The organism is Methylobacterium sp. BTF04 (genome assembly GCF_010692745.1).
GTDB lineage: Bacteria > Pseudomonadota > Alphaproteobacteria > Rhizobiales > Beijerinckiaceae > Methylobacterium.
In genome coordinates this window covers 131,667-157,333 of the sequence record NZ_JAAHTB010000006.1, presented here as the reverse complement: position 1 = coordinate 157,333, position 25,667 = coordinate 131,667, and the positions used below count along the sequence as shown (strand labels likewise).

Sequence of the window (25,667 nt, the reverse complement as noted above, 5' to 3'; positions counted from 1 at the left end):
GGGTCGGCCGTTTCTCTCCGGTCGAGTGCGCCCCGGCGAGGCGAATGACGAAAGTCCTGACGGGCGATACCGTTCAGGCAAGGTTCTGGGAGCACCGGATACGGGCGTTTCCAGTCGATTTTCATCCGAACCGGTGCGCCGCGATGGCGCGCGACGGCGGGCAGACACCGGGCATAAGCGACCGCCGATGGCAGACGATCTGATCCGCTACGATCTTCTGGTGCAGGATGCCCTGCGCGGCGTCGTGCGCAAGGTGCTGACCGATGCGGCCCGTGATGGGCTTTCCGGCGAGCATCACTTCTACGTGTCGTTCCGGACCGAGGCGCCCGGCGTGCGGATGTCGCAACGGCTGCGCGAAAAGTATCCGCAGGACATGACCATCGTCCTGCAGCATCAGTTCTGGGATCTCGGCGTCAACGAGCACACCTTCGAGGTCGGGCTGTCGTTCTCCGGTGTGCCGGAGCGTCTGCTGGTGCCGTTCGATGCGCTCACCGGCTTCTTCGATCCGTCCGTTCAGTTCGGCCTCAAGTTCGATCTCAGCGAGGGCTCGGAAGAGGTCGCCGAGGAGCAGGATGCGGACGTACCCTCCATCGTCGGCAAGACCGCACCTCGCGGTGCCGGGTCTGAGCCGAGCGAGATGAAGCCCAAGGGGACGGGCGTGGCCGCGATCGGCAGCGCTGTTCCCAAGTTCGTCATGGGCGCCCCGGCCGCGCAGAACGCGGCCAAGGCGGAGGACGGTAAGGATTCGGATCAGCTGAAGCCGAAGAAGGCCGAGGGTGGCGAGGCGTCAGAGACCAGCGCCGAAGTCGTCAGTCTCGACGCATTCCGCAAGAAAAGTTGATCAAGCCCCTGTCGGCGCCCGGCTCTGCGCATTCATGCGCAGGCCGTGCTCCGGCCGCAGGGTCACCCGGTGCAGCGGCGTCACCGGCGGATGGTCCGCCGCCAACGTGAACCGAGTCGCGCGCACGATGTGGGCGAGAACCGTCACGGCCTCCTGCAACGAAAAGCTCTGACCGATGCAGACGCGCGGTCCCGCGCCGAATGGCAGGTAGGAAAAGCGTGGGATCGCGGCGCGATTCTCGCCGAGGAACCGGTCCGGCACGAAAGCCGCCGGATCGTCCCACAGTGTGCTGTGGCGGTGAAGCACGTAGGGCGCCACCATCACCAAGGAGCCGCGCGGGATCTTGATGCGGCCGATGCGATCGTCGGCGATCGCGGTGCGGCTCATGAACGGCACCGGCGGGAACAACCGCATGGTCTCCTCCATCACCGCCTTGGTGAAGGGCAGAGCGTCAGCGTCGAAATCGTCACCCGCCACCGCATCGACCTCGGCCTCCAGCCGGGAGCGGGCTGCAGGGTCCTGCGACAAGCAATAGAGCGCCCAGGTCAGCGCGTTCGCCGTGGTCTCGTGGCCGGCGGCGATGAACGTGACGATGTTGGCCTTCACCTCGAGGTCGGTGAGCCCCTTGCCGGTCTCCGGGTCCTGGGCCTGCAGCAGCAGCGTGAGCAGATCCGCCGGGGCGGTGCCCTTGTCGATGAGGACGCGGCGGCGCGCGATCAGTTCGTCGACGATTTCGGCGAAGAAGCGGATCGCCGGGCGGGCCCGGAAGCGGCCGATGCGCGGCACGAAGCCCGGCACGCCGAACACGTCGAGCGGATCGATCGGCCCGACCGATTCGAGGAAGCGGGTGATCGCCCGTCCCAAGGCGTCGGGATCGCTGGCGAGACCGTTGGTGAAGATCGTGCGTTCGAGAACGTCGAGGGTGACGCGGGTCATCTCGAGGCCGATATCGACCTCCTTGCCGTCGCGACGGGCGAGGCGCCGGGCGATGCGGGCGCCGGCGAGGTTCATGGGGGCGGCGAAACTCAGGACGTGCCGGGCCGAAAAAATCGGCGCCAGCGTGCGACGCTGCAGCTTCCATTCCTCGCCCTCGGCGGTGAGAAGGCCGTTACCGAGGCCCGGCGCCAGCACCCGGCGCTGCAGGTCGTCCTTGCGGTAGTTGGCGGCGTTCTCGACGTAGAGATAGCGGATCAGGGTCGGATCGCTCACCACCGTCACCCGGCCCATGGCGCCCTCGGCCGCCACCACCGGCTTCTCGAAATGCACGGACAGCCACGTCGTCACCGGATTGGCGCGGGCGGCCTTCAGGAACGAGAGAAGGCCGAGCTGGTCGCGCATGGGGCGGGGCACAGGCGGGCGAAAGCGCTCGCCGATCGACGGTGCGTCCAGGGTGGTGGCACTCGGCATGGGCAGGCTGTTCCTCGGATGAGGGCTGCGAGAGCGGGAGGGGGCGATTTGCGTGACACTCGCGTGCAGCTCTCGCAAAGCACCATCGCGGTTTTGGGTCACCCGGTCTAAGTAGGGTGCGCCGCAGCCAGACGAAGAGGCCACGATGTCGCCGCACGACGAGACGCCCCCCACCCGCACCGAGTCCGACACCTTCGGGCCGATCGAGGTTCCGGCGCATCGCTATTGGGGCGCGCAGACGCAGCGCTCGATCCAGAATTTCAAGATCGGCACCGAACGGATGCCGGCCCCCCTCGTCCACGCCCTCGGGATCGTGAAGCAGGCCGCCGCCCTGGTGAACCAGGATCTGGGCGGGCTCGACGCGAAGGTCGCCCAAGCGATCGCGGCGTCGGCCGCCGAGGTCGTCTCGGGCGAGCACGACCAGGAATTCCCGCTCGTGGTCTGGCAGACCGGCTCGGGCACCCAGTCCAACATGAACGCCAACGAGGTCATCGCAAGCCTCGCCAACGAACTCCTGGGCGGCAAGCGCGGCGGCAAGTCGCCGGTCCATCCCAACGATCACGTCAACAAGGGCCAATCCTCCAACGACGTGTTCCCGACGGCGATGCACATCGCGGTCTCGCGTGAGATCAACGATCGGCTGATGCCGGCCCTGACCCATCTGCACGACGCGCTGCAGGCCAAGTCCGATGCGTTCTCCGGCATCGTCAAGATCGGCCGCACCCACCTTCAGGATGCGACCCCGGTCTCGCTGGGACAGGAATTTTCGGGCTACGTCGCGCAAGTGGCCCTGGGTGGGGCACGCGTCGCCGCCACCCTCCCCGGCGTTCTGGCGCTGGCGCAGGGCGGCACGGCGGTGGGCACCGGCCTCAACGCCCATCCCGAATTCGCGGAGAAATTCGCCGCCAAGGTCGCCGAACTGACCGGCCTGCCCTTCACCTCGGCGCAGAACAAGTTCGAGGCGCTGGCGACCCACGACGCGCTGGTGTTCACGCAAGGCGCGCTTTCGGCGCTCGCGGCCGGCTTGTTCAAGATCGCTCAGGACATCCGCCTGCTGGCGTCGGGCCCGCGCTCCGGCCTCGGCGAGCTGTCGCTGCCCGAGAACGAGCCCGGCTCGTCGATCATGCCCGGCAAGGTCAACCCGACCCAGTGCGAGGCGCTGACGATGGTCTGCGCCCAGGTGATCGGCAACGGCACCACCGTGAGCTTTGCCGGCTCGCAGGGGCATTTCGAGCTGAACGTGTTCAAGCCGGTCATCGCCAACGCGGTGCTGCAATCGATCCGGCTGCTCGCGGATGCGGCGGTGAGCTTCACCGACAATTGCGTCGTCGGCATCAAGGCCAACGAGGATCGGATCGCCGACCTGATGAGCCGCTCGCTGATGCTGGTGACGGCGCTCGCCCCCTCCATCGGCTACGACAAGGCCGCCGAGATCGCCAAGACCGCGCACAAGCGTGGCACCACCCTCAAGGAAGAGGCGTTGCGCCTCGGCTACGTGACCGAAGAGGAATTCGAGCGCGTGGTGCGCCCGGAGACGATGCTGGCGCCCAGCGCCGACTGACGAGGGGTGATGCCATGGCGGAGATCATCAACCTGCGCCAAGTCCGCAAGGCCAAGGAGCGCGACGCGAAGGCGGTGAAAGCCGACGACAACCGCATCGCGTTCGGACGCCCGAAGAAGGCCAAGACCCTGGCCGAGGCCAAGAAGGCCATCGAGTTTTCGCGCCACGAGGGCCACAAGCTCGTGGGGCCGGATTCCGACCAGTGACACCGGCCGCGATTGACCCTCTCCCGCAGCCAGGGGAGGGCTCGAGCACGATGAACGCCGGCATCACCAAGCGGTCGGTGATGATCGCCGGCCACCGCACGAGCGTGTCGCTGGAGGACCCGTTCTGGGCAGCGCTCCGTCAGATCGCCGAGGACCGGGGCCAGTCTGTGCAGGCGTTGATCGGCGCGATCGATGCCGGGCGGGACGGGCAGAATCTGTCATCCGCGATCCGGGTCTTCGTCCTGGCGGCGTTCCGGTCCGCCAACCCCTGATCCCCGCCGTCCGGTCTCTACTCGGCCGCCGCCAATACCAGCCTATCGGGAAGCCCTTCCAGCACCGCCGGCATCGGCCCTCCCGTCGCCCAATCCAATAACTCCACCGTATGGACGATGGGGATCGCGGTGCCCTTCCCGATCTGCGTCGCGCAGCCGATATTGCCGGTGGCGATGACGTCGGGACGCATGCGCTCGATATTGGCGACCTTGCGCTCGCGCAGGCGCCCGGCGATCTCGGGCTGGAGGATGTTGTAGGTGCCGGCCGAGCCGCAGCAGATGTGGCCCTCGGGCACGTCCTTCACGGTGAAGCCCGCGGTCTTCAGCAAGGATTTCGGTTCGGTACGGATGCCCTGACCGTGTTGCATCGAGCAGGCGGAGTGGTAGGCCACCACGAGGTCGCTCGCGATGATGGACGGCATCAGTCCGAGGCCGGCAACGTATTCGGTCACGTCCTTGGCGAGAGCGGAGACCCGCGCCGCCTTGTCGGCATAGGCCGGGTCGTCGCGGAACATGAAGCCGTAATCCTTGATCGTCGTACCGCAGCCCGACGCCGTGACCACGATGGCGTCGAGACCGGGGCCGTCCATCTCGGCGATCCAGGCGTCGATGGTGCGCTTGGCCTGGGCGTGAGAGGACTTGGCCTTGCCCATGTGATGGGTGAGCGCTCCACAGCATCCCTCCCCCTTGGCCTGCACCACCTCGACCCCGTGACGGGTGAGAAGGCGGATCGCCGCCTCGTTGAAATCCGGACGCAGGACGCTTTGGGCGCAGCCGCGCAGGAGGGCGATACGGCCGGTGCGGGCCGGCGCCGTGGTGCCGTGTAGGGCGGCGCTGGCCTCCAGCGCGCGGGTCTCCGGCGGAAAGGTGCCGGGCCGGTCGGTGGGATTGCGATTGGGCAGCTGCGCGGGGGCCAGATCGAGCATCGCCGCCAGCCGATTGCCGACCCGCGGCATGCGCGCCACCAGCGGCCGCAACGGTGCACCGAGCTTGGCGCCGAGCAGCGCCAGCCGGAACCGGTTCGGATAGGGCAGCACGAAGGCAAGCACCGCCCGCAGGAGCCGGTCATCCCAGGGGCGCCGGTAGGTCTCCTCGATATGGCTGCGCGCGTGATCGACGAGGTGCATGTAATGCACGCCCGAGGGGCAGGTAGTCATGCAGGACAAACAGGACAGGCAGCGGTCGACGTGCTTGACCACCTCCGGCACCGCCGCCTTGCCGCCCTCGAGCATGTCCTTGATCAGGTAGATGCGCCCGCGCGGTGAATCGAGCTCGTCGCCGAGCAACAGGTAGGTCGGGCAGGTGGCGGTGCAGAAGCCGCAATGGACGCAGGTCCGCAGGATCTTTTCCGACGCCGCCATGGCCGGGTCGGCGAGCTGCGTCAGGCTGAAATTGGTCTGCACGGCGTGATCCTGGTTTCACCCTCGCGGTGCCGTTGCACGGAATATCCGTGTCGGCCCGATCTGTTGCCTTGGAGCTTTAACGGCAAACAGTTCGCCTGCCGAGCCTTTGGAACAGCTCTAACCACCGGCCGGCCAGGTTTTGATAGCCGGGAACGTATCCGACGGCATGAGGACGTCGAGCGTGGGAGTGTCGCGGCTCGCGTCGCCGCACACGACTTCCATCGCAAATCCGGCGGCGCCGATCACGGTGTCCGCCTCAAAGGCCGGCATACATCCGGCCCGGATTGAATACGCCGTTGGGATCATGCGCGGTCTTGAGACCGGCCGTGATCCGCATCAGCGGCGCGGAGAGCGGCTGAAACACCGCCACCGCCGCGCGCACCGCATCGGGTGCCCGTACCAGCGTCGCGTGGCCGCCGGGGCCGAGCAGGGCTTTCCGGATCACCTCGGCGCCGGCATCCCCGTCGGCGGACGTGGCGAGCCAGATCAGGCCGCCGCCCCAATCATAGAACCAGCGCGCCTCCCGCTCGGCGCCGATCGCTGCGGTGAGCGCGGGGCCCTGGCTCGGGGCGGTGGAGATGCGCCAGATCGCCGCCGCGGCGGGGTCGGCGAGGGGAACGACATCGCGGATGTCGGTCCAGAGGCCGGTGCCGGCCTCCCCTTCGACGATCTCCGCCTGCCCGAAGCGCTTCAGCAGCGTCCGCAACTCGCCCAGGCGATAGTCGATCGAGGTGGAGAATCCCTCGACCCGCATCAGGGTGCGCGCTGCAGAAGCGCCGATCCCCGCGGGCAAATGTGCGGCGCCGGTGAGTTCGAACGGCGAGCCGAGGGCTGCGGCCAGCGCCTCCACCGCACGGGTCTCGTCGAGGCCGGAAAAGACGAGCGTCGCCACGCGTTCCTGCACAGGCAGGACCTTGAACGTGACTTCGGTGAGGAGGCCCAGCGTCCCCCACGATCCGGCCATCAGCTTGACGAGGTCGAGGCCGGTGACGTTCTTCATCACCCGGCCGCCGGACTTGATCGCCTGCCCGCGCCCATTGACGAAGCGTACGCCGATGAGGCTGTCGCGCGCCGCCCCCGCATTGATCCGGCGCGGACCGGAATTGTTGGTGGCGGCCACCGCGCCGAAGGTCGGCTCGCCGTGCGTGCCCATGAGGCGGCGATGGTCCATCGGCTCGAACGGCAGCATCTGGCCACGCCCCGCCAGCAATGCCTGGACCTCGGCGAGCGGCGTGCCGGCGCGGGCGGAGACCACCATCTCGGCCGGTTCGTACAGGGTGATGCCGGAGAGCCTGGCCGCCGAGAGCGTCGCCTCGTCCTGGGCGGGACGGCCGATCCCGGCCTTGGTGCCGCCGCCGACGAGCCGCAGCCGCTCGGATGTGGCCGCAGCCTCGCGGACGAGGCCGGCCGCCTCGTCCTCGTCGTGAGGCTCGTAAAAACGCATCGTGTCCTGCCCGGTGGCGGGTGCTCGTTCGGCACCCTTCATGTTTGAACGTGCCGCCGACTTTATGGGTGATCGGACGGGATTGCACCCGTGTTCGCGACTACTCGGCTGCGACCGGGGCCCGCCGCCCAAATCGGCCGAGCACGAGGCCGCGCAGGCCCGCGATGTCGAACACGCAGACGAGCCCCGCATACACGACCATGCCGAGCGGCAGGCAGAGGGCGAGCGCCCGGCCCGGGTCGAGATGGCGCAGGGGCACGAGGCAGAGCGTCATCGCCAGGGTCGCGATACCGGCCGCCAGCAGATCCCACCATGGCAGGCGCAGGCGCTGGGCACCGGTGAGCGCCCGCAGCGCCAGCATCGCGGTGGCCGCGCTGAGCCCGGCGGTCTGAGCCAGGGCGATTCCTTCCGGGCCGAAATACGGCGGCAGCAGCCACAGGCCGACGCCGTTGACCGCGAGCCCGAGGACAGCGGCGGCGATGACCGGCATGGTCCGGCGCCGGATCTGGAAGACCGGGTTGAGGGCGAAGTTCATCATCGCGAGGCAGAAGAAGCCGGGGATCATCAGCCCGGCATAAGCTGCGAACGGCCCGCGATAGGCCTCCGGCACCACGAGGGCCTGGAGCGCCGGCAGGATGACCCAAAACCCGGCTGCGCAAGGCAGCAGCACGGCAACGACGATGCCGACATTCTGCGCCACCTGCGCCTCGGCGGCGACGCGGCCATGCTCCTCCTCCACCCGCACGGCGAGCTGGAACAGCAGCAGATCGAGGGCGGTGCCGAGTGTGCCGATGCTGCGCGTGGTGACGTCGGCGGCCAGCGCGAAGTAGCCCGCTTCGGCCAGACCCGAGCCGGCCGCGATGGTGCCGCGATTGAGGAACGGCATCAATTGGTAGACGGCGTTGGCGGCGATCAGCGGCAGGCCGTAGAGCATGAACAGCCGCCACGTTTCGCGCAGGCGTACGCGGACCACCGGGATGGGGATGTCGGCGAGCGGGCGATAGAGCAGCGCGACCGCGAGCAACTGGCTGACACCCGCCGCGGCCAGCACCCAGACCGGCTGCGGAAAGTACCACGCGGCTCCCCCCATCAGGACGAGGGCCAGGAGGTTCTTGGCCGCAACCAGGCCGAGATAGAGACCGCCGTCGAACCGGGCCCGCGCGAGCGCGGCGTGATAATCGAACACGCCGATCCCCAGAGCGGCCACCGCCGCGCCGGCGGCGATCGCCAGCCGGCCCTCGGCACTGCCCTCGATGGTCAGGCCGAGGCAGGCGCACAGGCCGGCGGCGGCGAAGAGCGCGAGGGCGAGAATCACGTAGGCGCGGTCGAGACCCTGGCGGATCCAGGGCTCCTCCGCGCGGACCCGTACCGAATAGAAGCGCGTGGCCGACAGGCGCAGCCACTCGAACAGGAGGGTGTTGGCGACGATGGCCCCGGCCGTCGCCAACGCGAATAGGCCGAAATCGGCGGGCCCGAGCAACTTGGCGACGAGCAGGCCGAGAACGAAGTTGAGCCCGGCATTGAGGATGAAGGCGGCGATCACGGCCATGGCGCGGACGGGGCATCCTCGGTCGCCGGCACAGTGGCGACGCTCCGGGCCTGATTAGTGCGAAGCTCCCAAGATTCCGTCAACCAGTCAGAACCAGCCGCGCAGCCGGAAGAACAGGATTGGCACCAGGGCGCTGATCGCAATCAGCGACAGGCCGTAGGGATAGCCATAGAGCCAGTCGAGTTCCGGCATGTGCTTGAAGTTCATGCCGTACATCGATGCGATCAGGGTCGGCGGCACGCCGACCACCGACACCACGGTCAACACCCGGAAGGTGTTGTTCTGCTCGATGCTGATGAGCCCCAGCGTGGCATCGAGGAGGAACTGGACGTTCTCCGACAGGCGAATCTCGAACTCGTCGAGGGAGGCGATGTCGCGTCGCACCGCCTCGAAGCGCGGCACCTGCTCGGCGCCGAGCAGGTGCTCGCACTCGCCGGCGACGAACGGCACGATGCGCTCCAGCCCGAGCAGGCTCGACCGGATCTTGCCGAGCGCCTTGCCGCGCCGGCCGATGCCGCGCAGGATTCGGCGCAGCGCCAGATCGCGGCGGCGGGGTGTGGGCGACTTGGTCCGGGCCTCGTCGCCACCACTTTTCGCCCGCACGTCGAAATCGAAGATCCGGGTCGACAGCGCGTCGAGATCGGCACCCATCTCCTCGAGCGCGTCGGCGAGGCTGTCGACGAGCTCCTCCACCAGCAGCAGGAAGATCTCGGTGCTCGTCGTACCGCGGTCGTCCCCGGAATCGATGCGCTTCCGCACCTCGGCGAAGGCGCGCATCTCGTGGAAGCGTACGGTGACGAGACGGTCCTTGGTCAGGACGAAGCCGAGCGGCATCAGCAGCGAGTCGACCTTGTCGAAGGTGATCATCGGCGTCGACAGCGAGAAGCCGTTCTTCAGCCGCCGCAGCCGGCTCGAATTCTCCACCTCGCTCAGGGCTTTTCGCGAGGGCACGCGGATGCCGGTGCCGTCCTCGATCCTTTGCGCCTCTTCGGCGCTCGGATCGTTCAGGTCGATCCAGACGGCGTGCGGCGGCAGAGGTTCGGCGGCGTCGCGGCTCCCGGCGTCGACCGCGCCCTGTGGCCCATGGAGATTGATCATCGGGAAAGCGGTTCCGTTCTGAGCCGAAAACTGAGGATGATCCTGTCGCCGAACCGTCGCCGGAACGTGCGAAACCCTTGACTCCCGAAGGTCACGCGCCTAACTCGGCGCCAGCGTTAGCACTCACCCTATGAGAGTGCTAACGGCCAGGGTTGAGCGCGCTTCCGCGCCGCATCAACGCCATCAACGAATTTGAAGCAAGAGGGCAGCTCATGAAGTTCCGTCCGCTGCACGACCGTGTCGTCGTCCGCCGCATCGAAGGCGAAGAGAAGACCAAGGGTGGCATCATCATCCCGGATTCCGCCAAGGAGAAGCCGCAAGAGGGCGAGATCATCGCCGTCGGTCCCGGCGCCCGTGACGAAGCCGGTCGGATCAATCCGCTCGACGTAAAGGCCGGTGATCGCGTGCTGTTCGGCAAGTGGTCCGGCACCGAGGTCAAGATCGATGGTCAGGACCTCCTGATCATGAAGGAATCCGACATTATGGGCGTCGTCGCTTAAAGCGAACCGCCCTCTTCCTTCTTCCCATTCGAGCCCTTCGAGCGCCCCGATCGCGGCGACTCGGGGCTTTCAAACCTCATGAGGATCCAACATGGCAGCGAAAGAAGTACGCTTCGGCTCTGAGGCCCGCGAGAAGATGTTGCGCGGCGTCGACATTCTCGCGGACGCCGTCAAGGTGACCTTGGGCCCCAAGGGCCGCAACGTCGTCATCGAGAAGAGCTTCGGCGCTCCCCGGATCACCAAGGACGGCGTCACCGTCGCCAAGGAGATCGAGCTCGCCGACAAGTTCGAGAACATGGGCGCCCAGATGGTGCGCGAAGTGGCCTCGAAGACCAACGACATCGCCGGTGACGGCACCACCACCGCCACCGTTCTGGCCCAGGCCATCGTCCGCGAAGGCGCCAAGTACGTCGCCGCCGGCATGAACCCGATGGACCTGAAGCGCGGCATCGACCTCGCCACGCAGGCTGCGGTCAAGGACATCATCGCCCGCGCCAAGAAGGTCGCCTCGTCCGAGGAAGTCGCCCAGGTCGGCACGATTTCGTCGAACGGCGACAAGGAAATCGGCGAGATGATCGCCCATGCCATGCAGAAGGTCGGCAACGAGGGTGTCATCACCGTCGAAGAGGCCAAGACCGCCGAGACCGAGCTCGACGTGGTCGAGGGCATGCAGTTCGACCGCGGCTACCTCTCCCCGTACTTCATCACCAACGCGGAGAAGATGGTCGCCGAGCTCGAGGACCCCTACATCCTCATCCACGAGAAGAAGCTGTCGTCGCTGCAGGCGATGCTGCCGGTGCTCGAGGCCGTGGTGCAGACCGGCAAGCCGCTCGTCATCATCGCCGAGGACATCGAGGGTGAGGCTCTGGCCACGCTCGTCGTGAACAAGCTGCGCGGCGGCCTCAAGGTCGCTGCCGTCAAGGCTCCCGGCTTCGGCGATCGCCGCAAGGCGATGCTCGAGGACATCGCGATCCTGACCCAGGGTCAGATGATCGCCGAGGACCTCGGCATCAAGCTCGAGAACGTCACCCTCCCGATGCTCGGCCGCGCCAAGCGCATCCGCATCGAGAAGGAGACCACCACGATCATCGACGGTGCCGGCGAGAAGACCGAGATCGAAGCCCGCGTCGGCCAGATCAAGGCTCAGATCGAAGAGACCACCTCTGACTACGACCGTGAGAAGCTCCAGGAGCGTCTGGCCAAGCTTGCCGGCGGCGTCGCGGTCATCCGCGTCGGCGGCGCGACCGAGGTCGAGGTCAAGGAGAAGAAGGACCGCGTCGACGACGCGCTCAACGCCACCCGCGCTGCGGTGGAAGAGGGCATCGTCCCCGGCGGCGGCACCGCCCTTCTCCGCGCCCGTGAGGCCGTTCGCGTCCTCAAGAGCGACAACCCGGACGTCCAGGCCGGCATCAAGATCGTGCTGAAGGCTCTGGAAGCCCCGATCCGCCAGATCGCCGCCAATTCCGGCGTCGAGGGCTCGATCGTGGTCGGCCGGATCACCGACAACACCGACTCGATCACCTTCGGCTTCAATGCGCAGACCGAAGAGTATGTTGACATGATCCAGGCCGGCATCGTCGACCCGGCCAAGGTCGTCCGCACTGCGCTTCAGGACGCGGCTTCGGTTGCTGGTCTCCTCGTCACCACCGAGGCCATGATCGCCGACGCTCCCAAGAAGGACAGCGGCGCCCCGATGGGCGGTGGCGGCATGGGCGGCGGCATGGGCGGCATGGACTTCTAAGAAGTCCGGCTCATCCAAAGACACGCAGAGGGGTCGCCGCGAGGCGGCCCCTTTTTCGTTGCGATCGCCCGGATCACTGCACCAGAACCGCCTGATCGCAGCGGGTGCCGTCGACGCTCAGATCGGCGGTGCCGACACGGATGCCGATGGTGCGCAGCGTGTTGTCGAGCACCGCATCGATGCTCGGTGCGGCGACGCCGAGGGCCGTACCGAGCGTCGCCGTGACGAGACCCGGTGCGAGGAGGCCGAGGCCGTTCACGCTCAGGGTCAGCGATTGGACCAGACTCGCCACCGACGATTGCGCCAGTCCCGAGGACGAGACCGTCCGGACGGTATGCCTGGTGATGTCGTCGTCGCTGAAGGTTACGGATTGCATGTAGGGGCTCGCCAGCGTGGCGCGCGAGCGGCCAGTCACGATGAGGGCCGGCGCCACCCGTAGAAGTGTCGCTGGCTGCGACAGGTCGGGGGGCTGGGTCGCCGGATCGATCAGTGCCTTCGGAATGTCGGCGATGGCGAGGTCTGCGACGCCGGGTTGGGCGTCGAGGACGACCTGACGCCGCCCCTGGGACGACCACGGGCAACTCATCGAACGCAGGCTCGCCCGCGACATCGCGATCTGGAGATAGACCGGCAGGGTGACCGAGCCGAGCCCCAGGGGCAGCGCGATCGTCGACTCGATCAACAGACGCGTCTGCGCCGTCATCACCGTGGAATTGGCGCTCCCCGGCTGGACGTAGCCCGAACTCTGCTTCTGTTCGCCGATCCCCAGCGTGATCTGCGTGCGCAGTAATCCGGGGATCGCGGGACCCAGATCCACTGAAACTTGACGCTGACCGTTACCCAGCGAAATGGCGTCGGAGAGCGCATCCATGGCGCTGATCATCGGCCCCTTCGTGCCCGCGCCCGGCGTCAGGGCTGCGGCATCGCCGAGGTCGATGACCTGTCCGACGTGAACCGGCGTTCCGCCACCGCGCAGAGCGGAGGTGATCTGCGCCAACGCGGACGCGGCCCCGCTGCCGTCGACGACGCCATTGGAGGCGACCTGAAGCGCGGCGGCGATCTGCCCGACCGTGGCGTTGGCGGCCACGATATCGGTGTAGTTGCCGGCTTGCAGATTCAGCGTCGGCGCCAACGCGTCGAGCACGCGGAAGGCGTCGATCCGGGTCGATGCGAGCGCGTTGTAATCCATCACCGACAGGGAGATCGGCTTGCCGAGCATCGCCCCGAGGATCGCATTGGCGATTCCGGCATCCAGACTGGCGAGGCCGGAGCCGATGGTGAACGATGCGAACTGGGCCGAGGCGGCGATGCCCTTCACCCCAATCGCGGCCTCACGGCCGAGGCCGATCGCGGGTGCGAAGAACGTCGGGGTCGCGGTCTGCATGGCGACACGCACGGCGCTCGCCGGCGAAGCCCCCACGACGAAGCGTTGATCGACCGGAACCTTGGAATCCCCGGCATAAGTTCCGGCCTGCACCGTGATCGTCGCATTGGCGCCGTAGCCGTTATCCGAGAGCGAGCGACGCGCGAGGACATCGGCCAAGGCGGGATTCGCAGCCGCGAGCGTTGCCGCGATATCGACGGCCCCCTGCGCCTTGCGCCGTGCGACCACCATCGCGCCGATATCGATCCCGAGTGCCGCCGCCCCCAGGAGTACTGTGAAGCCGAGGGCCGTGAAGACGGCGACGGATCCGCGCCGATCCGAGAGCCAGCCGCCCGTCACAGCCCACCTCGGCGGACGCTGACGCTGCTGCGGATGAGATCCGGCGGAATCGGCACCAGACCCGAGAGTCCGGAGAACCCCAGGTTCCGTGCGTCGAAGCTGAGGGTGACGGTGTAGAGCGTGGAATCGGCCGGATCGGACCCGATCTGCACGTCCACGGTTCCAGGTTTGAACATCGCCCCGTCGGCAAGAGCGCTGGCGACGCGCTGACGCGCCAAGACACCACGCTCCTGATCGCTGACGCCTGCAATGGACGCACGTGCGGCATCCGATGCGAGCTGTCTCAGATTGTGCGATGCGCCAAGATAGATGCCGAAGACCATAATCGCGGCAAAAATAATGAGTAGGATAGGAACTAGGAGCGCGAACTCGACGGCAGAACTACCTTGTGCGCAATTTAATAATCCCGTCCGTTGTTCAGTAGGTCTCCATGCCATGCGCATACGATTACCTTGGATTTAAAAAATTTACCTGCCCGCACAATCCACGATGGCAAAGATTCTCTAACGGAATCTTTCGGTTAATATTCGAAATCAATTCCATTGGGTCGATGACTTGTTTCGCGCCGAATCTGTCGGCGCGGCCGCAAAGTCATGCAACCTTGAATATGCACGGCTTTCAGGCGCCGGGACCGGTCCCGAGATGGCGTAACGACACCCGCGATCAGGCGATCCGCCCGGGAAGATCTCCGGGTCGTAGCGAGATCCAGATCCTCGGAATGAGACGGCTGCTTATCGGCTCTCGCGCTTCGGCCATCGGCGCCTGGCCGACATGCTGCCGATGAAGTCGCTCGCCGATGTCCAGAGGCACGGCTTTCGGAGAGAAGCCCGTCGTGAACATCCGCGGGCCCTGGGGGACCGGCGCGATCCCGCACCTGATCTCCTGGTTCTCGGGATAATGCGGTAGAGCCGCTTCGTCGGGTCGCATGGTCGCCACGCGAGCCGGCACACAACGCCCGGAAAACTGCTCTAAGGTTTTGTTCGTGAACCGCTTTTTACCGACAAGCGGCACCCACTTTTTGATGCGATGCTCTAGCGGCCGAAGATCCCCTTCAGGAACTGCGCGGTGCGGTTGCGCTTCTTCTTGCGCTCCAACTCGGCGGCGTCCTTCACCCAGGCGACCTGGACCACCCGGCGTTCACCCTCGAACGGCTCGTGCCCATGCCAGGAATTGTCGGAGCGCAGGAAGGCGAACATGGTGCCCATGGTCGGCGGCACCTCCACCGCGAAGGGCGCATAGTTCTTGCCGTCGTAGAGCACCCGAAGGCGCCCGGCGGCCGGCGCGTCCCAGGCGTCGTTCATGTAGATCAACAGCGTCATCACCTTCGACGGGCCGTCGGTGTGAATCGAGCCGTATTTCGGCTGGCTCCGCTTCATGATCGTGGTGAGGCGCGGGCACGAGACGAGATCGATACCGAACTTCTCGCCGAGAATGCGGGAGAATTCGTCGCTCTCGAGTTCGTCGATCAGCGCCTTGAAGCGGCCCTTGAGGCCGACTTCGTCGACGGTGAGGTAGCCGGGCTTGGCGATGGCGGGGAAATCCTGGCGGATCTCATCGATGGCTTCGCGCTTGAGCACGTCGTTGCCGAGAAAATAGCTGTAGGGCTCGCGTGCCAGCGGCGCGGCGCGTACGGCATCGAGGTTGAGGATCGACAGTCCCGACATGGCTGGCCCTACGTCCCGGCAAGCGAACCGAGGACCGGCCTCGATCGCGCGTGGTTTTGGCGCACCCCCAATCGGGTGCAATGCCGGTGGATAGACCTCCCGATTGCGGCAACGGGACGGCAAGACCTTTCCGGCACACGCGGAAACTGCCATGCTTGGCCGTATCAGCAACAATGAACGGCCCAGAGCCATCGTGACGAGACGCCTCGCCCTTACCCTCTGCGTCGTCCTTGCGACGTCGGCGAGTGCACAGAATCCGGCATCGTCGACGCAGCGGATGACTTGCTCCGAGGCCATGGCGCTGGTGAAGGCGAAAGGCGCGATCCTCTTGATGGCCGGCGGTCCGACCCTGGAGCGGTTCGTGCGCGATCGCTCTCAGTGCGACATGACCGAGATCGCCGAGCTGCGCTTCGTACCCACCCGCGACAACATGGAATGCCCGATCGGCTATCGATGCCGCGATCCGGAGTTCAGCGACTGGGACTGGTAGGTGCCTGCCCGCTCATGATCTGCTGAGCCGCGCGCCACGATCTCGCCACGACCCGCCTGCAATGCCGCGTGGGGTCCCGAACCCGGCGGAGTACCGCAGAGCGAAAGATCGGGCAAAGGAGACGCGCGTGGCCGTATTGAAGACGGGTCTCGGCCTACAGGCCGCCGTCACGGCGATCTTCGCCCTGGTGCTTCTGGTCTTCCCCGGAGAACCCGCACCGCCGCTCTATGTCGGCTTGAGCGGCCTCGCCATGGTGGGCATCCTGCTCGCATCGAGCCGGCTCTCGGCCTATCTCAAGATCTTCGTTTCGGTCTACGGCATCGGATATCTGCTGTTCGCCGGCGCAAAACAGCTTGCCGCGTTCGGTCTGCTCCCGCCGACGCTTGCGGCCTTGCTGCCCCCGGCCTTCGCCGCCACCGGCGCCGTGGTGTTCGCCGCCATCGTGCTCGGCGTTTCCCACCTCAAGCCGATCCAGGCGATCACGCTCATCGCCGATCCGTACTTCGCCACTCGGGACGCACCGACGCGCGAGATCGGCCTGTTCCGCTGGTTCGGCCGCACCGAGGGTAAGGTCGGCCAGCGCCTCGTGGCCCTGTCGATCTTCGTCAGCTTCGCCGATGTGGCGCTGACCTTGCGCTTCAACTTCTGGTATCGCGATCTCTTCAACGCGATCCAAGAATACAATCTGGATGTCTTCTGGTACCAGATCGCCTGGGTGTTCGTACCGCTCGCGATCCTGAACGTCTGCATCGGGATGTTCGATGTGTTCGTCGATCAGTCCCTCCACATCCGCTGGCGGACCTGGCTCACGCGCAGCTTCTACCAGCGCTGGCTCGGCAACGGGACGCACTACCGCATTCCGTTCACCGACGAGAGCGCGGACAACCCGGATCAGCGGATCCAGGCGGACGTGAACGCCTTCATCTCACAGACTGCGAGCCTCTCGACCCGTCTGCTGTCGCAGGCGGCGCAGCTCGTGTCATTCATCGTCATCCTGTGGACGCTGTCGCGCGACTTCGTACTGCCGTTCACCGATACGGTGGTGCCGGGCTTCCTCGTCTGGGCGGTCATCGCCTATGCGGTGGTCGGAACGTGGCTCGCCCACGTCATCGGACGTCCGCTCATCGGGCTCGATTTCCGGCAGGAGCGGGTCGAGGCGGATTTCCGCTTCTCCCTCGCCCGCAGCCGAATCTACGGTGAGCAGATCGCGCTTCTGCGGGGCGAGCGCGCCGAGACCGTCCGGCTGCATTCGCTCTTCCAGGACATCATCGGCAACTACGTCGACATCATCTACCGGCGCATCAAGCTGATCGCGTTCAGCTTCGGCTACGCGCAAGCGAGCACCATCGTACCGCTCGTCATCGCCGCCCCGTCCTACTTTACCAAGAAGATCACCTTCGGAGCGCTTCAACAGACGATCAACGCCTTCAGCAACGTGCAATCGTCGCTGTCGTTCTTCATCAACGCCTACACGACGATCGCGGCCTACAAAGCCAATACCAATCGTCTGTCCTCGTTCCAGCGGGCGATGACCAAGGCGGAGGCCCTCTCCGGTGCCGGTTACGGTCTCGCCCAGGGTAATGCGACGACGGCCGACGTCACGGCGCAGGGTTTGACCATCGGGTTGCCCGATGGCCGCGAGATCGTCGCCGCCGACACGCTGACCTTGTCCAAGGGCGGCGCCACCCTCCTCACCGGTCCTTCGGGATCCGGCAAATCGACCCTGTTCCGGGCGATCGCCGGCATCTGGCCGTTCGGTAAGGGCCGCATCGACGTGCCCGCGGGCCAGTCGGCGCTGGTGCTGCCGCAGCGGCCCTATATCCCGCTCGGCACCCTGCGCGGTGCCGTGGTGTATCCGGCGACCACCGACCAGTTTTCCGACGCGCAGATCCGCGACGCACTGGTGGCGGCCCAATTGCCGCAACTCGCCGATCGCCTCGACGAGATCGATGCCTGGGATCAGCGCCTGTCGGGGGGCGAACAGCAACGTCTGGCCCTCGCCCGAGCGGTCCTGGCCAAGCCCGAATGGCTGTTCCTCGACGAATCCACCGCGGCCCTCGACGAGCCGAGCGAAGCGGCGATCTACCGGATGCTGCGCGAGCGCCTGCCCGGCACTACCATCGTGTCGATCGGCCATCGTTCGACCCTGCATGCCCTGCACGACCGGCGCGTCGACATGCGGGTAGCCAATGACGGCCGCTTCGTGCCGACGCCGGTGCCGGCAGCCGCCGAGTAGCCCCAAAGCCTACCGCAAGAACGTCACCGCGACCGGCGCCAGGATCGCGGTGACGAAGGCGTTGAGCCCGAGCGCGATGCCGGCGAAGGCACCGGCGACCTCGTTCACCTGAAAGGCGCGCGCCGTGCCGACCCCATGTGCGGCGAGTCCGGCGGCAAAGCCCCGCGCGCGCATGTCCCTGATGCGAAGGACGTTCATCAGCGGCGTCACCAGGATGCCTCCGGTCATGCCGGTGAGCATGACGATGACGGCCGCCAAGGTCGGGTCTCCCCCCAAGGTCTGGGCGATGCCCATGGCCACGCCCGTCGTCACCGATTTCGGTGCGATCGAAACGATGACGTCACGCGGGATCCCCAGCGCGCTCGCCAGGATCAACGCCGAGGCCAGCGCCACCACCGAACCGACGAGGAGCGCCGCCAGCATCGGCACCAGCGAGCGCACGACGGTGGCGCGATACTCGTAGAGCGGAATCGCGAGGACGACGGTGGCCGGGCCGAGCAGGAAGTGGACGAACTGCGCGCCTTCGAAATAGGTGGCGTAGGGCGTCTCGGTCAGCTTCAGGATGCAGGCCGTGATCGCGATGGCGATGAGCACCGGATTGGCGAGGGGATGCCGGTTTGTGGCCGTGGCGATCCGGTCGGCCACCACGTAGGCCATCAGCGTGACGGTCAGCCAGAGCAGAGGCGTGCGCGACAGGTAGACCCAGACGGCGAATTCGCCGGTCACCGGCCCTCCCCCGGCTTTAGCCAGCGCGATACGGCGACGAAGGTGAACGCGGTCGCCGCCAGCGTCATCAGCGTCGAGAGCAGAACCACGATGGCGAGGGCGGTCCCTTGCACCGCAAGGACGTCGAGGCGCCCGACGATGCCGGCGCCCGCCGGCACGAACATCAGCGAAAGGTTGGCGAGCAGGGTCTTCCCGGTTTCCTCCAGGCGCCCATCGACCAGCGGCGGCGGCAGGATTTTTCGCGATACCGCCAGCGATCGGTCGCGGACGATGAAGAACACCAGCAAGAGCGCCATGCCCAGTACCGGCCCTGGCACCGGCAGGTTGAGGGCGCGCGTCAGCGCCTCCCCGAGAAGCTGGGCGGCCAGGATCAGGGTCAGGCTGACGATCATTGGGCGGATGGCGCCGTGAGGCCGCGACCGTCGCCGACGCCCTCGCGAGCCTGCCCGATGGCGGCATCGTCGAAGCCGAGCAGGCGCCCGAGGCGCCAGACCAACGCCTCCTCGAATTCGTGGATGACGCCATCGGCATTGGCGACCGACCAGGCCATCGCCAAGAGGCGCCGGCGCGCCTCGGCATCGGGCTCATGCCCCATCATCTCGACCAGCACCGCCATGTCGCGAGTCTGTGCGTCGAAGGCGGCCGCGCGCGCGATCAGCGCCTCGGCCTCGACCCGCGTCTGCGCGAAACGGCCCTCGACGAGCCGCGCCAGGCGCTCGGTCTCCACGGGCGCAAGAACGCCGTCGGCGCGCGCGACATGAACCAGCAGTGCGATCGCCGCGAGGCGTTCGTCGGCCTCCTCCGCGACGTCCGGTTGCCCGGCGATGCCGAAGGCGTCGGCGGCGTAGGCGCGAAGGCGGGTGATCAGCGACATGACGATCCTTCTGGAACGTCACAACCCTTTGAGTCCGGGCCGGGGCCCGTCAAGCAACAGGACTGCTCCTACGCAGGGCGAGACTGAGATACGCTGTCACCGTGTCCGCGCTGCATCGTCTTCCGCCCTGATCCGGCGCCAACTCGCATCTTGCCAGACTCGGATCGGAGCGATATGACGCTCACCGAACGGTCCGCCCCGGAAGCTTCTTCCGTTTGGATCTCGCCGCAATAGCTCAGCTGGTAGAGCACCTCATTCGTAATGAGGGGGTCGGGGGTTCGAATCCCTCTTGCGGCACCAGTCATTTTCTCCCGACAATGCACGCCGGCAGGTTCGTTCGACGCGAGTTCGCGGCCACGAAGCTTGAGGCCGCGTCGGGGGTATAATCCCGACCCGATCCGCTCAGCCGCGCGCTTTCGAGCGATAGACCAATCTCAGCCCTTAACCTGTAAAGGCCGCGGTTCTCGCTGTAGCGGTCCTGGGACCGGCAACGATTCTTTTCTCAGCACCCGCTCGAATGAGGTCGCTGATACAAAAATGGGGTGTCGCGATACGACACCCCATCAACATCAGTTCGATAGGATCAGCGCTTACCGGCGTGGTCGCCGTCACGCATGGTGCCGGTCGGCTCCTGGACGTGGGCCTCGAGGAACCAAAGCTGCTTGTCGACGCCGCGTGACACCTCGGTGAGGAGGTCTGCGGTTCCGGCGTCGCCGGCTTCATCGGTCTCGTCAATGTTCTCGCGTACGGAGTTCGCATAGGCGCCGTACCGATCGATCAGCGCGGCGAGGTGATCGGCGACCGCGTAGGCGTCGAGGGGATAAGGCGCTAGCTTCGAATCGGCAGCCACCGAGACGGCGGTGCCGCGCGCGGTGCCGCCGAGCTGCGTGATGCGCTCCGCGACCTTGTCGTTGTAATCGTCAAGTTCGGTGCGGAACCCGTCGAGCATTTCGTGGATGCCGATGAATTGCGGACCCTTCAGGTTCCAGTGCGCCTGCTTGACGTCGAGCGCGAGGTCGATTCCGTCCGAAAGTCGCGCCGACAGCACGTCGATGGACACGCGCTTTGCATTGGACTTGGTGCCGTTCTGCGTCTCGTGGAGGCGCTGACGACCGTTATTCGCCTTGTCTGCCATGGTGAGTCCTCTGTCTCTCAGGAAGGCCGCCGCGGGATTCTGAGAATTTTCTCGCGTCCGTTGGGCGACCGTCTCGTCCTGGGTCGGGCGTAGACGCCTGCCGCAGGGCCGTTCACACCCAACAACGACAGGCGCCGCGCGGTGTTCCTCGAATGCAACGTTCTGTGTGGGTAGGTTCTCACCGGATCGGAGAACGCCACGCCTCGGCTGGGTCTTGTCTTCGTACGCGGCCAATCCGAGCCGATCATTGCGAAAGGCCTGCGTCGTGCCGCCTCGGCGTGCGGCCCCAGGGTTCCCCGATTTTTCGGGTCACCGCCTGACGTTCGAAACGCGGCCTTCCATCGGCGTGCGGTGCGGATTGACCCTCATTGTATAAAATCATACAAAACGTCGCGCTGTGATATAACCAACCGTTCATCTTGCTATGAACTAAGTCAGACCCTTCGGCGCTGTTTGTTTTGAGTTCAAAGCGATTTTTTTATCAGGACAGTTCACTTAGCTGAAGTCAGGATTTTCGGTCGTCTCACTCAAGCCGGCCTTCGCGTTTCATCGTTCACGCTGCTCGGGCGGCGCACAGACAGGCACGGCATGTTGTCGACGGGTGTTTCTCGTTCAGTGGATTCCGATAGGGCAGTTCGGTGCCGCTGCATCGATGTCCGCCCGGCCGTGTAATCGAGCACGCCACGATGAATCCGATTGCACCCGATGACGTCCGCCTGATTCGGTTCGACGCCCCGCTGCCGCCGCTGCGTATCCTCGTGGTGCACAACCGCTATCAGATCCGCGGCGGCGAGGACGCGGTGGTCGAGCAGGAGGTCGAGAGCCTGCGTCGCGCCGGTCAGACAGTGGAAACCCTCTTCTTCGACAACGCATCGATCGAGACCACCCTCGACCGGTTGCGCACCGCCTGGGAAGCGCCGCAGGCACCACGCGGCATTGCGGCCGTGGTGGCAGCGACCCGTGCCTTTCGGCCGGACGTCGTCCATATCCACAACGTGTTTCCGCTGATTTCGCCCGGAGTGCATGCCGCGATCCGGGCGACCGGTACCGCGACGGTGCAGACGCTGCACAATTTCCGCATCACCTGCGCCAACGGCATCATGATGCGGGATTCCGCCCCGTGCGAACGGTGCATCGACGGATCGCCCTACAATGCCGTGCGCTACCGGTGCTATCGCGGCTCGCGGCTCGGCTCGCTGGCGGTGGCCCGGATGATCGACGTCCATCGTCGCAGGGGCACGTGGGCGCGGGACGTCGACCGCTTCATCGCCTTGAGTGCGTTTGCACGCGACCGTTTTCTTGCCGCAGGGGTCCCGGCCAGCCGGATCAGGGTCAAGCCCAACGGGCTCGCCGATCCGGGTGTGCCGAAAAACGGTCCCCGTTCGGGGATTCTCTTCGTCGGCCGCTTCAGCACCGAGAAGGGGATCGCGCCGCTGATCGCCGCGGCCGCGCTGACGCGGGCACCCATCCGCGTCATCGGCGAAGGGCCCCTCGAAGCGATGCTGCGCGATGTCCCCAATCTCACGCTCATCGGCTACCGCGATCGTGATGCGGTCCGCAAAGCCATGGAGGCGGCGGCCGCCCTCGTGGTGCCCTCGCTCTGCTACGAGGGGTTGCCGATGGTGATCGCCGAGGCGTTCGCCGTCGCGACCCCGGTGGTGGCCTCGCGTATCGGTGCCCTCGCCGACCTGGTGGTAGACGGCGTCACCGGTCTCCACGCCGAGGCCGGTGATCCCGCCGATCTCGCGCGCGCGCTGGATCGGATCATCGACGAACCGCACACCACGGCCCGGATGGGGGCCGCGGCGCGGGAGACCTACGAGCGGACCTGGACGGAGGCATCCGTCACCGCCCAGGCGCTCACGATCTACCGGGATGCGATTGCGGCCCGCGCCGCAGAGCAACCGATTTCGACGCGATGACGGGAGAAGACCGAGCCATGGCCGATATCTCCTCCGTGTCAGAGGGCGAAGACATCGTTTTGCAGAAACCCGAACGGCACGGACCGGCCCGTGGGCACGATCCCGGCATTGCCTATTACAGGCTCGGCGGCGTGCCGGTCTCGATCACCGATATGAAGGGCCTCTCCGCCGCGCTCGCCCGGCGGCTGGCCCGCGGCCGGGCGGTGCCGGGCGCGTTCGTGGTCTTCCGTGATGCCCACGGCATCGTGCGGGCACAGGACGATGCCGTGTTGCGCGACGCGCACGAGGCCGCCCTCCTGGTGTGTGCCGACGGCCGGCCGCTCGCCTGGATCGGCCGCCTGCGCGGGCACGACGCCATCGCTCAGGTGCCCGGAATCGAATCGGTGGAAGCCATGTGCCGGGCGGGCCTCGCGCACGGCTGGCGCCACTACTTCCTCGGCGGAGGCCCCGGCGTCGCGGAAACGCTCGCCCGCGAGATGCAGGTGCGGGTGCCGGGCCTGGCGGTGGCCGGATACGAGACCCTGCCGTTTCGTCCGCTGACCGACGCCGAAACCAAGGCGATGCGGGCGAAGATCGGTGCCTGCGGCGCACAGGTCCTGTGGATCGGTCTCGGGACGCCCAAGCAGGAACTCTTCATGCATGCCCACGCGCCGCACCTGCCCGGAACGGTGGCGATGGGTGTCGGCGCGGCCTTCGACGTGAACATCGGCGCGATCCCACGGGCGCCGAAGGTCCTGCAGCGTGCCGGGCTCGAATGGCTGTACCGGCTGATCCGCGAACCGCGTCGCCTGTCGCGACGCTACGCCACCGTGGTCCCCCGCTTCATCGCCATCGTACTGCGAGAGGCGATCCGGCGGACGTAGCGGCGGCGGGGCCTTTGGCTGCTCGCGGCAGCAACGGCGACCCCTACGGCATTTCGTAAAATTCGCGCCCAGGCAGGTCCTATCGTCGCTCGGTGCGCAGGACCTGCCGATAGGCGTCGGCGGCCGTGGCGAGGGAAAACCGATCGAGCGCTACCTGCGCCCGTTTGCCCATGGCGGCTCTGACTTCGGAATCATCGAGGAGCTGGAACACGGCCTCGACCCAGGTCTCGACCACGAGGGGATGAACCATGCCGCAGGCATAGGGCTCCAGAAGTTCACGTGCCGCCCCGGAATGGGGAGACGCCAGAACCGCCGTGCCGCTCTGCAGCGCTTCCTGCACCACGATGCCCCACACGTCGCCGCGGCTCGGAAACAGGAACAGGCGCGCCGAGGCGTAGACGGACCGCAAATCCTGCTGCTGCACGAAGCCGTCGAAATGCGCGGTGATGCCGGCCGCTACGAAGCGTCCCTCCATCTCGGCACGGAGCGGTCCATCGCCGGCCACGCGGACCGAAAGCGCGCGTCCGCGCTCGCGGCAGCCGAGTACCACGTCCGTGAAGAATCGGGCGCCCTTCACATCGTCGTTCAGCATGCCGCAGAACAGCAGATCGTAGGGCCTCGGTTCGTCACGGATCGGCGCCTCGGGCTCCCAGGCCGGGAACAGCGGCGCCACCACCGTCCGCGACCGGTCCAGCCCGTAGGCGGCGAACAGCGCGCGGCTGCCTTCGCTCGCGCCGATGCCGAAATCGGCGGCCGGCAGCAAAGCCCGGCGTACCAGGCGATGCGGCAACGAGTGCAATCCGGGATCGGTTTCCGGCACACCGTCGGTTCGCACGCCGTAGGGAACACCCGAGATTTTGGCGAACGCCGCCGCCAGCAGCATCGTCGGCGCGAAATCGTTGACGATCAGCACCGAAGGCCGGATCGCGCGCAGGCGGGGAAGCACCGCAGGGTTCAGATAGACGTTGCTGAGCGCGCTGCGATACCAGCGCAGTCCCGGCAGCACCTCGAACCGGTAGGCGTGCTGTCCGGGCAGTTCCCATTGCCGCGCCGCTTCACGCGCCGTGCAGGCGAGGACGTGGAGCGGCCGGTTGAGTTCCGCCGCTACCCGCTCGTAGAGGCGATGCGTGTAAGGCGCGAGCGCTCCGACGAGAATGACGACGGGGCCGGGCCTGCGCGCGTCAATGGCCGGCATGGTTCGCGCGGCCACCGAGCAGGGCATCGAGTTGGTAGAGATCCCACTGGGGCTCGAGGACGTGTCGCGGCAGCAGCAGCAGATCGGCGGCCGAGCGCGCCTGCCCGCGCCGGGTAGTGTGGAAGGTGCGGTAGCCCGCCGCCGCCGCAAGTGCAGGATCGCTGGCGGGATCGAAGTCCCGGCCGGCGACGCCCCAGGGACAGGCGAAGTGCCGGATCGGCCTCCCGGTCAGCGCTTCGAGGGCATGGCGGGAGCGCGTCATTTCCTCGGTGATCGCGTCAGGCGTAAGATGCTTCAGGTTGCGGTGTGTCGCCGAGTGAGAGCCGATCTGTAAGCCCGCTTCGCACCACGTCTCGACATCGGCACGCGTCATGTAGCCATCGCGGCGCCCGGCCGAGACCGGCGGGGCATCGAGCCAGTCGCTGACCAGGAAGACGATCGCCGGGATACCGAGCGCGGTCAGGACCGGGAGAGCGACGTCGCAGCTGTCGGTATAGCCGTCGTCGAAGCTCACGAGGAAGAAGCGACCGGTCGCCGCTCCCCCCGTCGCGACGAGGTCGGCGGCGCGATCGGCATCGACGAACGTGCCGTGGCGGCCGAGGAAGCGCAGTTGCGCTTCGAACCGGGCCTGCCACGCGGCGGGAATGTGATGGTAGCACAGGACGTAGAGGCCGGACGGCGCCGTCGCGACCGAATGGGTGATGGCACGCAATCGCAACGCTGTCTCGCGCAGCAGCGGCGTATCTCGGATCATCGACTTGATCGTTGGCAGCATGGCTATCGCGGGTTGCATGCGGCGCTTCTATCACGGAAATTT

24 protein-coding genes, 1 tRNA gene and 1 pseudogene are annotated in these 25,667 nt (G+C 66.7%); 11 read left to right on the top strand and 15 right to left on the bottom strand.

The window, feature by feature from the left end:
• The first annotated feature begins 187 nt into the window (after positions 1-187).
• Positions 188-841, top strand: a complete 654-nt coding sequence (locus G3T14_RS06145) for a ClpXP protease specificity-enhancing factor SspB (RefSeq protein WP_163641064.1) — start codon at positions 188-190, stop codon at positions 839-841.
• On the opposite strand, the gene G3T14_RS06140 is transcribed toward G3T14_RS06145, so the two are convergent.
• Complete coding sequence (locus tag G3T14_RS06140; protein ID WP_163641062.1) at positions 842-2,248, bottom strand: cytochrome P450; 1,407 nt, start codon at positions 2,246-2,248, stop codon at positions 842-844.
• 145 nt (positions 2,249-2,393) lie between these two features.
• Between G3T14_RS06140 and fumC the strand changes: the two genes are divergently transcribed.
• Genes fumC through G3T14_RS06125 form a run of 3 tightly spaced genes read left to right on the top strand, consistent with a single transcriptional unit; the run spans position 2,394 to position 4,287 of the window.
• A complete protein-coding gene (gene fumC / locus G3T14_RS06135) occupies positions 2,394-3,809 on the top strand; it encodes a class II fumarate hydratase (protein WP_163641060.1) in 1,416 nt (471 codons plus the stop codon).
• 14 nt (positions 3,810-3,823) lie between these two features.
• Complete coding sequence (locus tag G3T14_RS06130; RefSeq protein ID WP_163641058.1) at positions 3,824-4,015, top strand: DUF4169 family protein; 192 nt, start codon at positions 3,824-3,826, stop codon at positions 4,013-4,015.
• Between the two features lie 50 nt (positions 4,016-4,065).
• Complete coding sequence (locus G3T14_RS06125; protein WP_163641056.1) at positions 4,066-4,287, top strand: ribbon-helix-helix domain-containing protein; 222 nt, start codon at positions 4,066-4,068, stop codon at positions 4,285-4,287.
• Between the two features lie 17 nt (positions 4,288-4,304).
• On the opposite strand, the gene G3T14_RS06120 is transcribed toward G3T14_RS06125, so the two are convergent.
• From G3T14_RS06120 to G3T14_RS06100, 4 genes are all read right to left on the bottom strand, one after another.
• Complete coding sequence (locus tag G3T14_RS06120; protein ID WP_163641054.1) at positions 4,305-5,690, bottom strand: heterodisulfide reductase-related iron-sulfur binding cluster; 1,386 nt, start codon at positions 5,688-5,690, stop codon at positions 4,305-4,307.
• A 256-nt stretch (positions 5,691-5,946) separates the two neighbouring features.
• A complete protein-coding gene (locus G3T14_RS06110) occupies positions 5,947-7,134 on the bottom strand; it encodes an FAD-binding protein (RefSeq protein WP_163641050.1) in 1,188 nt (395 codons plus the stop codon).
• A gap of 100 nt (positions 7,135-7,234) precedes the next feature.
• The gene (locus tag G3T14_RS06105) at positions 7,235-8,683 is read right to left on the bottom strand and encodes a lipopolysaccharide biosynthesis protein (protein WP_163641048.1); all 1,449 of its coding nucleotides are present in this window, start codon (positions 8,681-8,683) and stop codon (positions 7,235-7,237) included.
• Between the two features lie 87 nt (positions 8,684-8,770).
• On the bottom strand, positions 8,771-9,781 hold the full coding sequence (locus G3T14_RS06100; protein ID WP_163641046.1) for a CorA family divalent cation transporter: 1,011 nt from the start codon (positions 9,779-9,781) through the stop codon (positions 8,771-8,773).
• A 212-nt stretch (positions 9,782-9,993) separates the two neighbouring features.
• On the opposite strand from G3T14_RS06100, the gene groES reads away from it, so the two are divergent.
• Positions 9,994-10,281 (top strand): co-chaperone GroES, encoded by a 288-nt coding sequence (gene groES / locus G3T14_RS06095; protein WP_163641044.1) that lies wholly within the window; start codon positions 9,994-9,996, stop codon positions 10,279-10,281.
• 91 nt (positions 10,282-10,372) lie between these two features.
• Positions 10,373-12,022 carry a chaperonin GroEL gene (groL, locus tag G3T14_RS06090; protein WP_163641042.1) on the top strand — a complete coding sequence of 550 codons (1,650 nt, stop codon included), beginning with the start codon at positions 10,373-10,375 and terminating at the stop codon, positions 12,020-12,022.
• 73 nt (positions 12,023-12,095) lie between these two features.
• On the opposite strand, the gene G3T14_RS06085 is transcribed toward groL, so the two are convergent.
• The 4 genes and pseudogenes from G3T14_RS06085 to G3T14_RS06075 all read right to left on the bottom strand — a co-directional run bounded on the left by G3T14_RS06085 (position 12,096) and on the right by G3T14_RS06075 (position 15,409).
• Positions 12,096-13,745 (bottom strand): TadG family pilus assembly protein, encoded by a 1,650-nt coding sequence (locus G3T14_RS06085; protein WP_163641040.1) that lies wholly within the window; start codon positions 13,743-13,745, stop codon positions 12,096-12,098.
• Entirely contained in the window at positions 13,742-13,963 is a 222-nt protein-coding gene (locus tag G3T14_RS24970; protein ID WP_246732968.1) for a hypothetical protein, read from the bottom strand. Before G3T14_RS24970 ends, G3T14_RS06085 begins: the two co-directional genes overlap by 4 nt.
• A 51-nt stretch (positions 13,964-14,014) precedes the next feature.
• Positions 14,015-14,182, bottom strand: a pseudogene (locus G3T14_RS24965) (TadE family protein); the annotation flags it as partial.
• A 594-nt stretch (positions 14,183-14,776) separates the two neighbouring features.
• A complete protein-coding gene (locus G3T14_RS06075; protein ID WP_163641038.1) occupies positions 14,777-15,409 on the bottom strand; it encodes a 2OG-Fe(II) oxygenase in 633 nt (210 codons plus the stop codon).
• Positions 15,410-15,560: 151 nt separating this feature from the next.
• Here G3T14_RS06075 and G3T14_RS06070 point away from each other — a divergent pair, with 151 nt between their 5' ends.
• Together G3T14_RS06070 and G3T14_RS06065 are read left to right on the top strand one after the other, a co-directional pair.
• On the top strand, positions 15,561-15,899 hold the full coding sequence (locus tag G3T14_RS06070) for a hypothetical protein (RefSeq protein ID WP_163641036.1): 339 nt from the start codon (positions 15,561-15,563) through the stop codon (positions 15,897-15,899).
• A 127-nt stretch (positions 15,900-16,026) separates the two neighbouring features.
• Positions 16,027-18,135: an ABC transporter ATP-binding protein/permease gene (locus G3T14_RS06065; RefSeq protein ID WP_163641034.1), complete on the top strand. Its 2,109-nt coding sequence runs from the start codon at positions 16,027-16,029 to the stop codon at positions 18,133-18,135.
• 9 nt (positions 18,136-18,144) lie between these two features.
• Here the strand turns inward: G3T14_RS06065 and G3T14_RS06060 are convergent, their stop codons facing one another.
• The 3 genes from G3T14_RS06060 to G3T14_RS06050 are packed head-to-tail and all read right to left on the bottom strand — an operon-like array spanning position 18,145 to position 19,735.
• Positions 18,145-18,861, bottom strand: coding sequence for an LrgB family protein (locus tag G3T14_RS06060; RefSeq protein ID WP_163641032.1), 717 nt, complete (start codon positions 18,859-18,861; stop codon positions 18,145-18,147).
• Positions 18,858-19,253 (bottom strand): CidA/LrgA family protein, encoded by a 396-nt coding sequence (locus G3T14_RS06055; RefSeq protein WP_163641030.1) that lies wholly within the window; start codon positions 19,251-19,253, stop codon positions 18,858-18,860. The genes G3T14_RS06060 and G3T14_RS06055 overlap by 4 nt, the downstream gene beginning before the upstream one ends.
• Positions 19,250-19,735 carry a TerB family tellurite resistance protein gene (locus G3T14_RS06050; RefSeq protein ID WP_163641029.1) on the bottom strand — a complete coding sequence of 162 codons (486 nt, stop codon included), beginning with the start codon at positions 19,733-19,735 and terminating at the stop codon, positions 19,250-19,252. Before G3T14_RS06050 ends, G3T14_RS06055 begins: the two co-directional genes overlap by 4 nt.
• 224 nt (positions 19,736-19,959) lie before the next feature.
• Here G3T14_RS06050 and G3T14_RS06045 point away from each other — a divergent pair.
• Positions 19,960-20,035: transfer RNA gene (locus G3T14_RS06045), tRNA-Thr, on the top strand.
• 283 nt (positions 20,036-20,318) lie between these two features.
• Here the strand turns inward: G3T14_RS06045 and dps are convergent.
• On the bottom strand, positions 20,319-20,870 hold the full coding sequence (dps, locus tag G3T14_RS06040; RefSeq protein ID WP_163641028.1) for a DNA starvation/stationary phase protection protein Dps: 552 nt from the start codon (positions 20,868-20,870) through the stop codon (positions 20,319-20,321).
• 686 nt (positions 20,871-21,556) lie between these two features.
• Between dps and G3T14_RS06035 the strand changes: the two genes are divergently transcribed.
• Both G3T14_RS06035 and G3T14_RS06030 read left to right on the top strand, forming a co-directional pair.
• A complete protein-coding gene (locus tag G3T14_RS06035) occupies positions 21,557-22,792 on the top strand; it encodes a glycosyltransferase family 4 protein (protein ID WP_246732957.1) in 1,236 nt (411 codons plus the stop codon).
• 17 nt (positions 22,793-22,809) lie between these two features.
• Positions 22,810-23,655 carry a WecB/TagA/CpsF family glycosyltransferase gene (locus tag G3T14_RS06030; protein WP_163641027.1) on the top strand — a complete coding sequence of 282 codons (846 nt, stop codon included), beginning with the start codon at positions 22,810-22,812 and terminating at the stop codon, positions 23,653-23,655.
• 79 nt (positions 23,656-23,734) lie between these two features.
• Here the strand turns inward: G3T14_RS06030 and G3T14_RS06025 are convergent, their stop codons facing one another.
• Positions 23,735-24,850, bottom strand: a complete 1,116-nt coding sequence (locus tag G3T14_RS06025) for a glycosyltransferase family 4 protein (RefSeq protein WP_163641026.1) — start codon at positions 24,848-24,850, stop codon at positions 23,735-23,737.
• Positions 24,837-25,604: a polysaccharide deacetylase family protein gene (locus G3T14_RS06020; protein ID WP_246732955.1), complete on the bottom strand. Its 768-nt coding sequence runs from the start codon at positions 25,602-25,604 to the stop codon at positions 24,837-24,839. The genes G3T14_RS06025 and G3T14_RS06020 overlap by 14 nt, the downstream gene beginning before the upstream one ends.
• Positions 25,605-25,667: the final 63 nt, after the last annotated feature.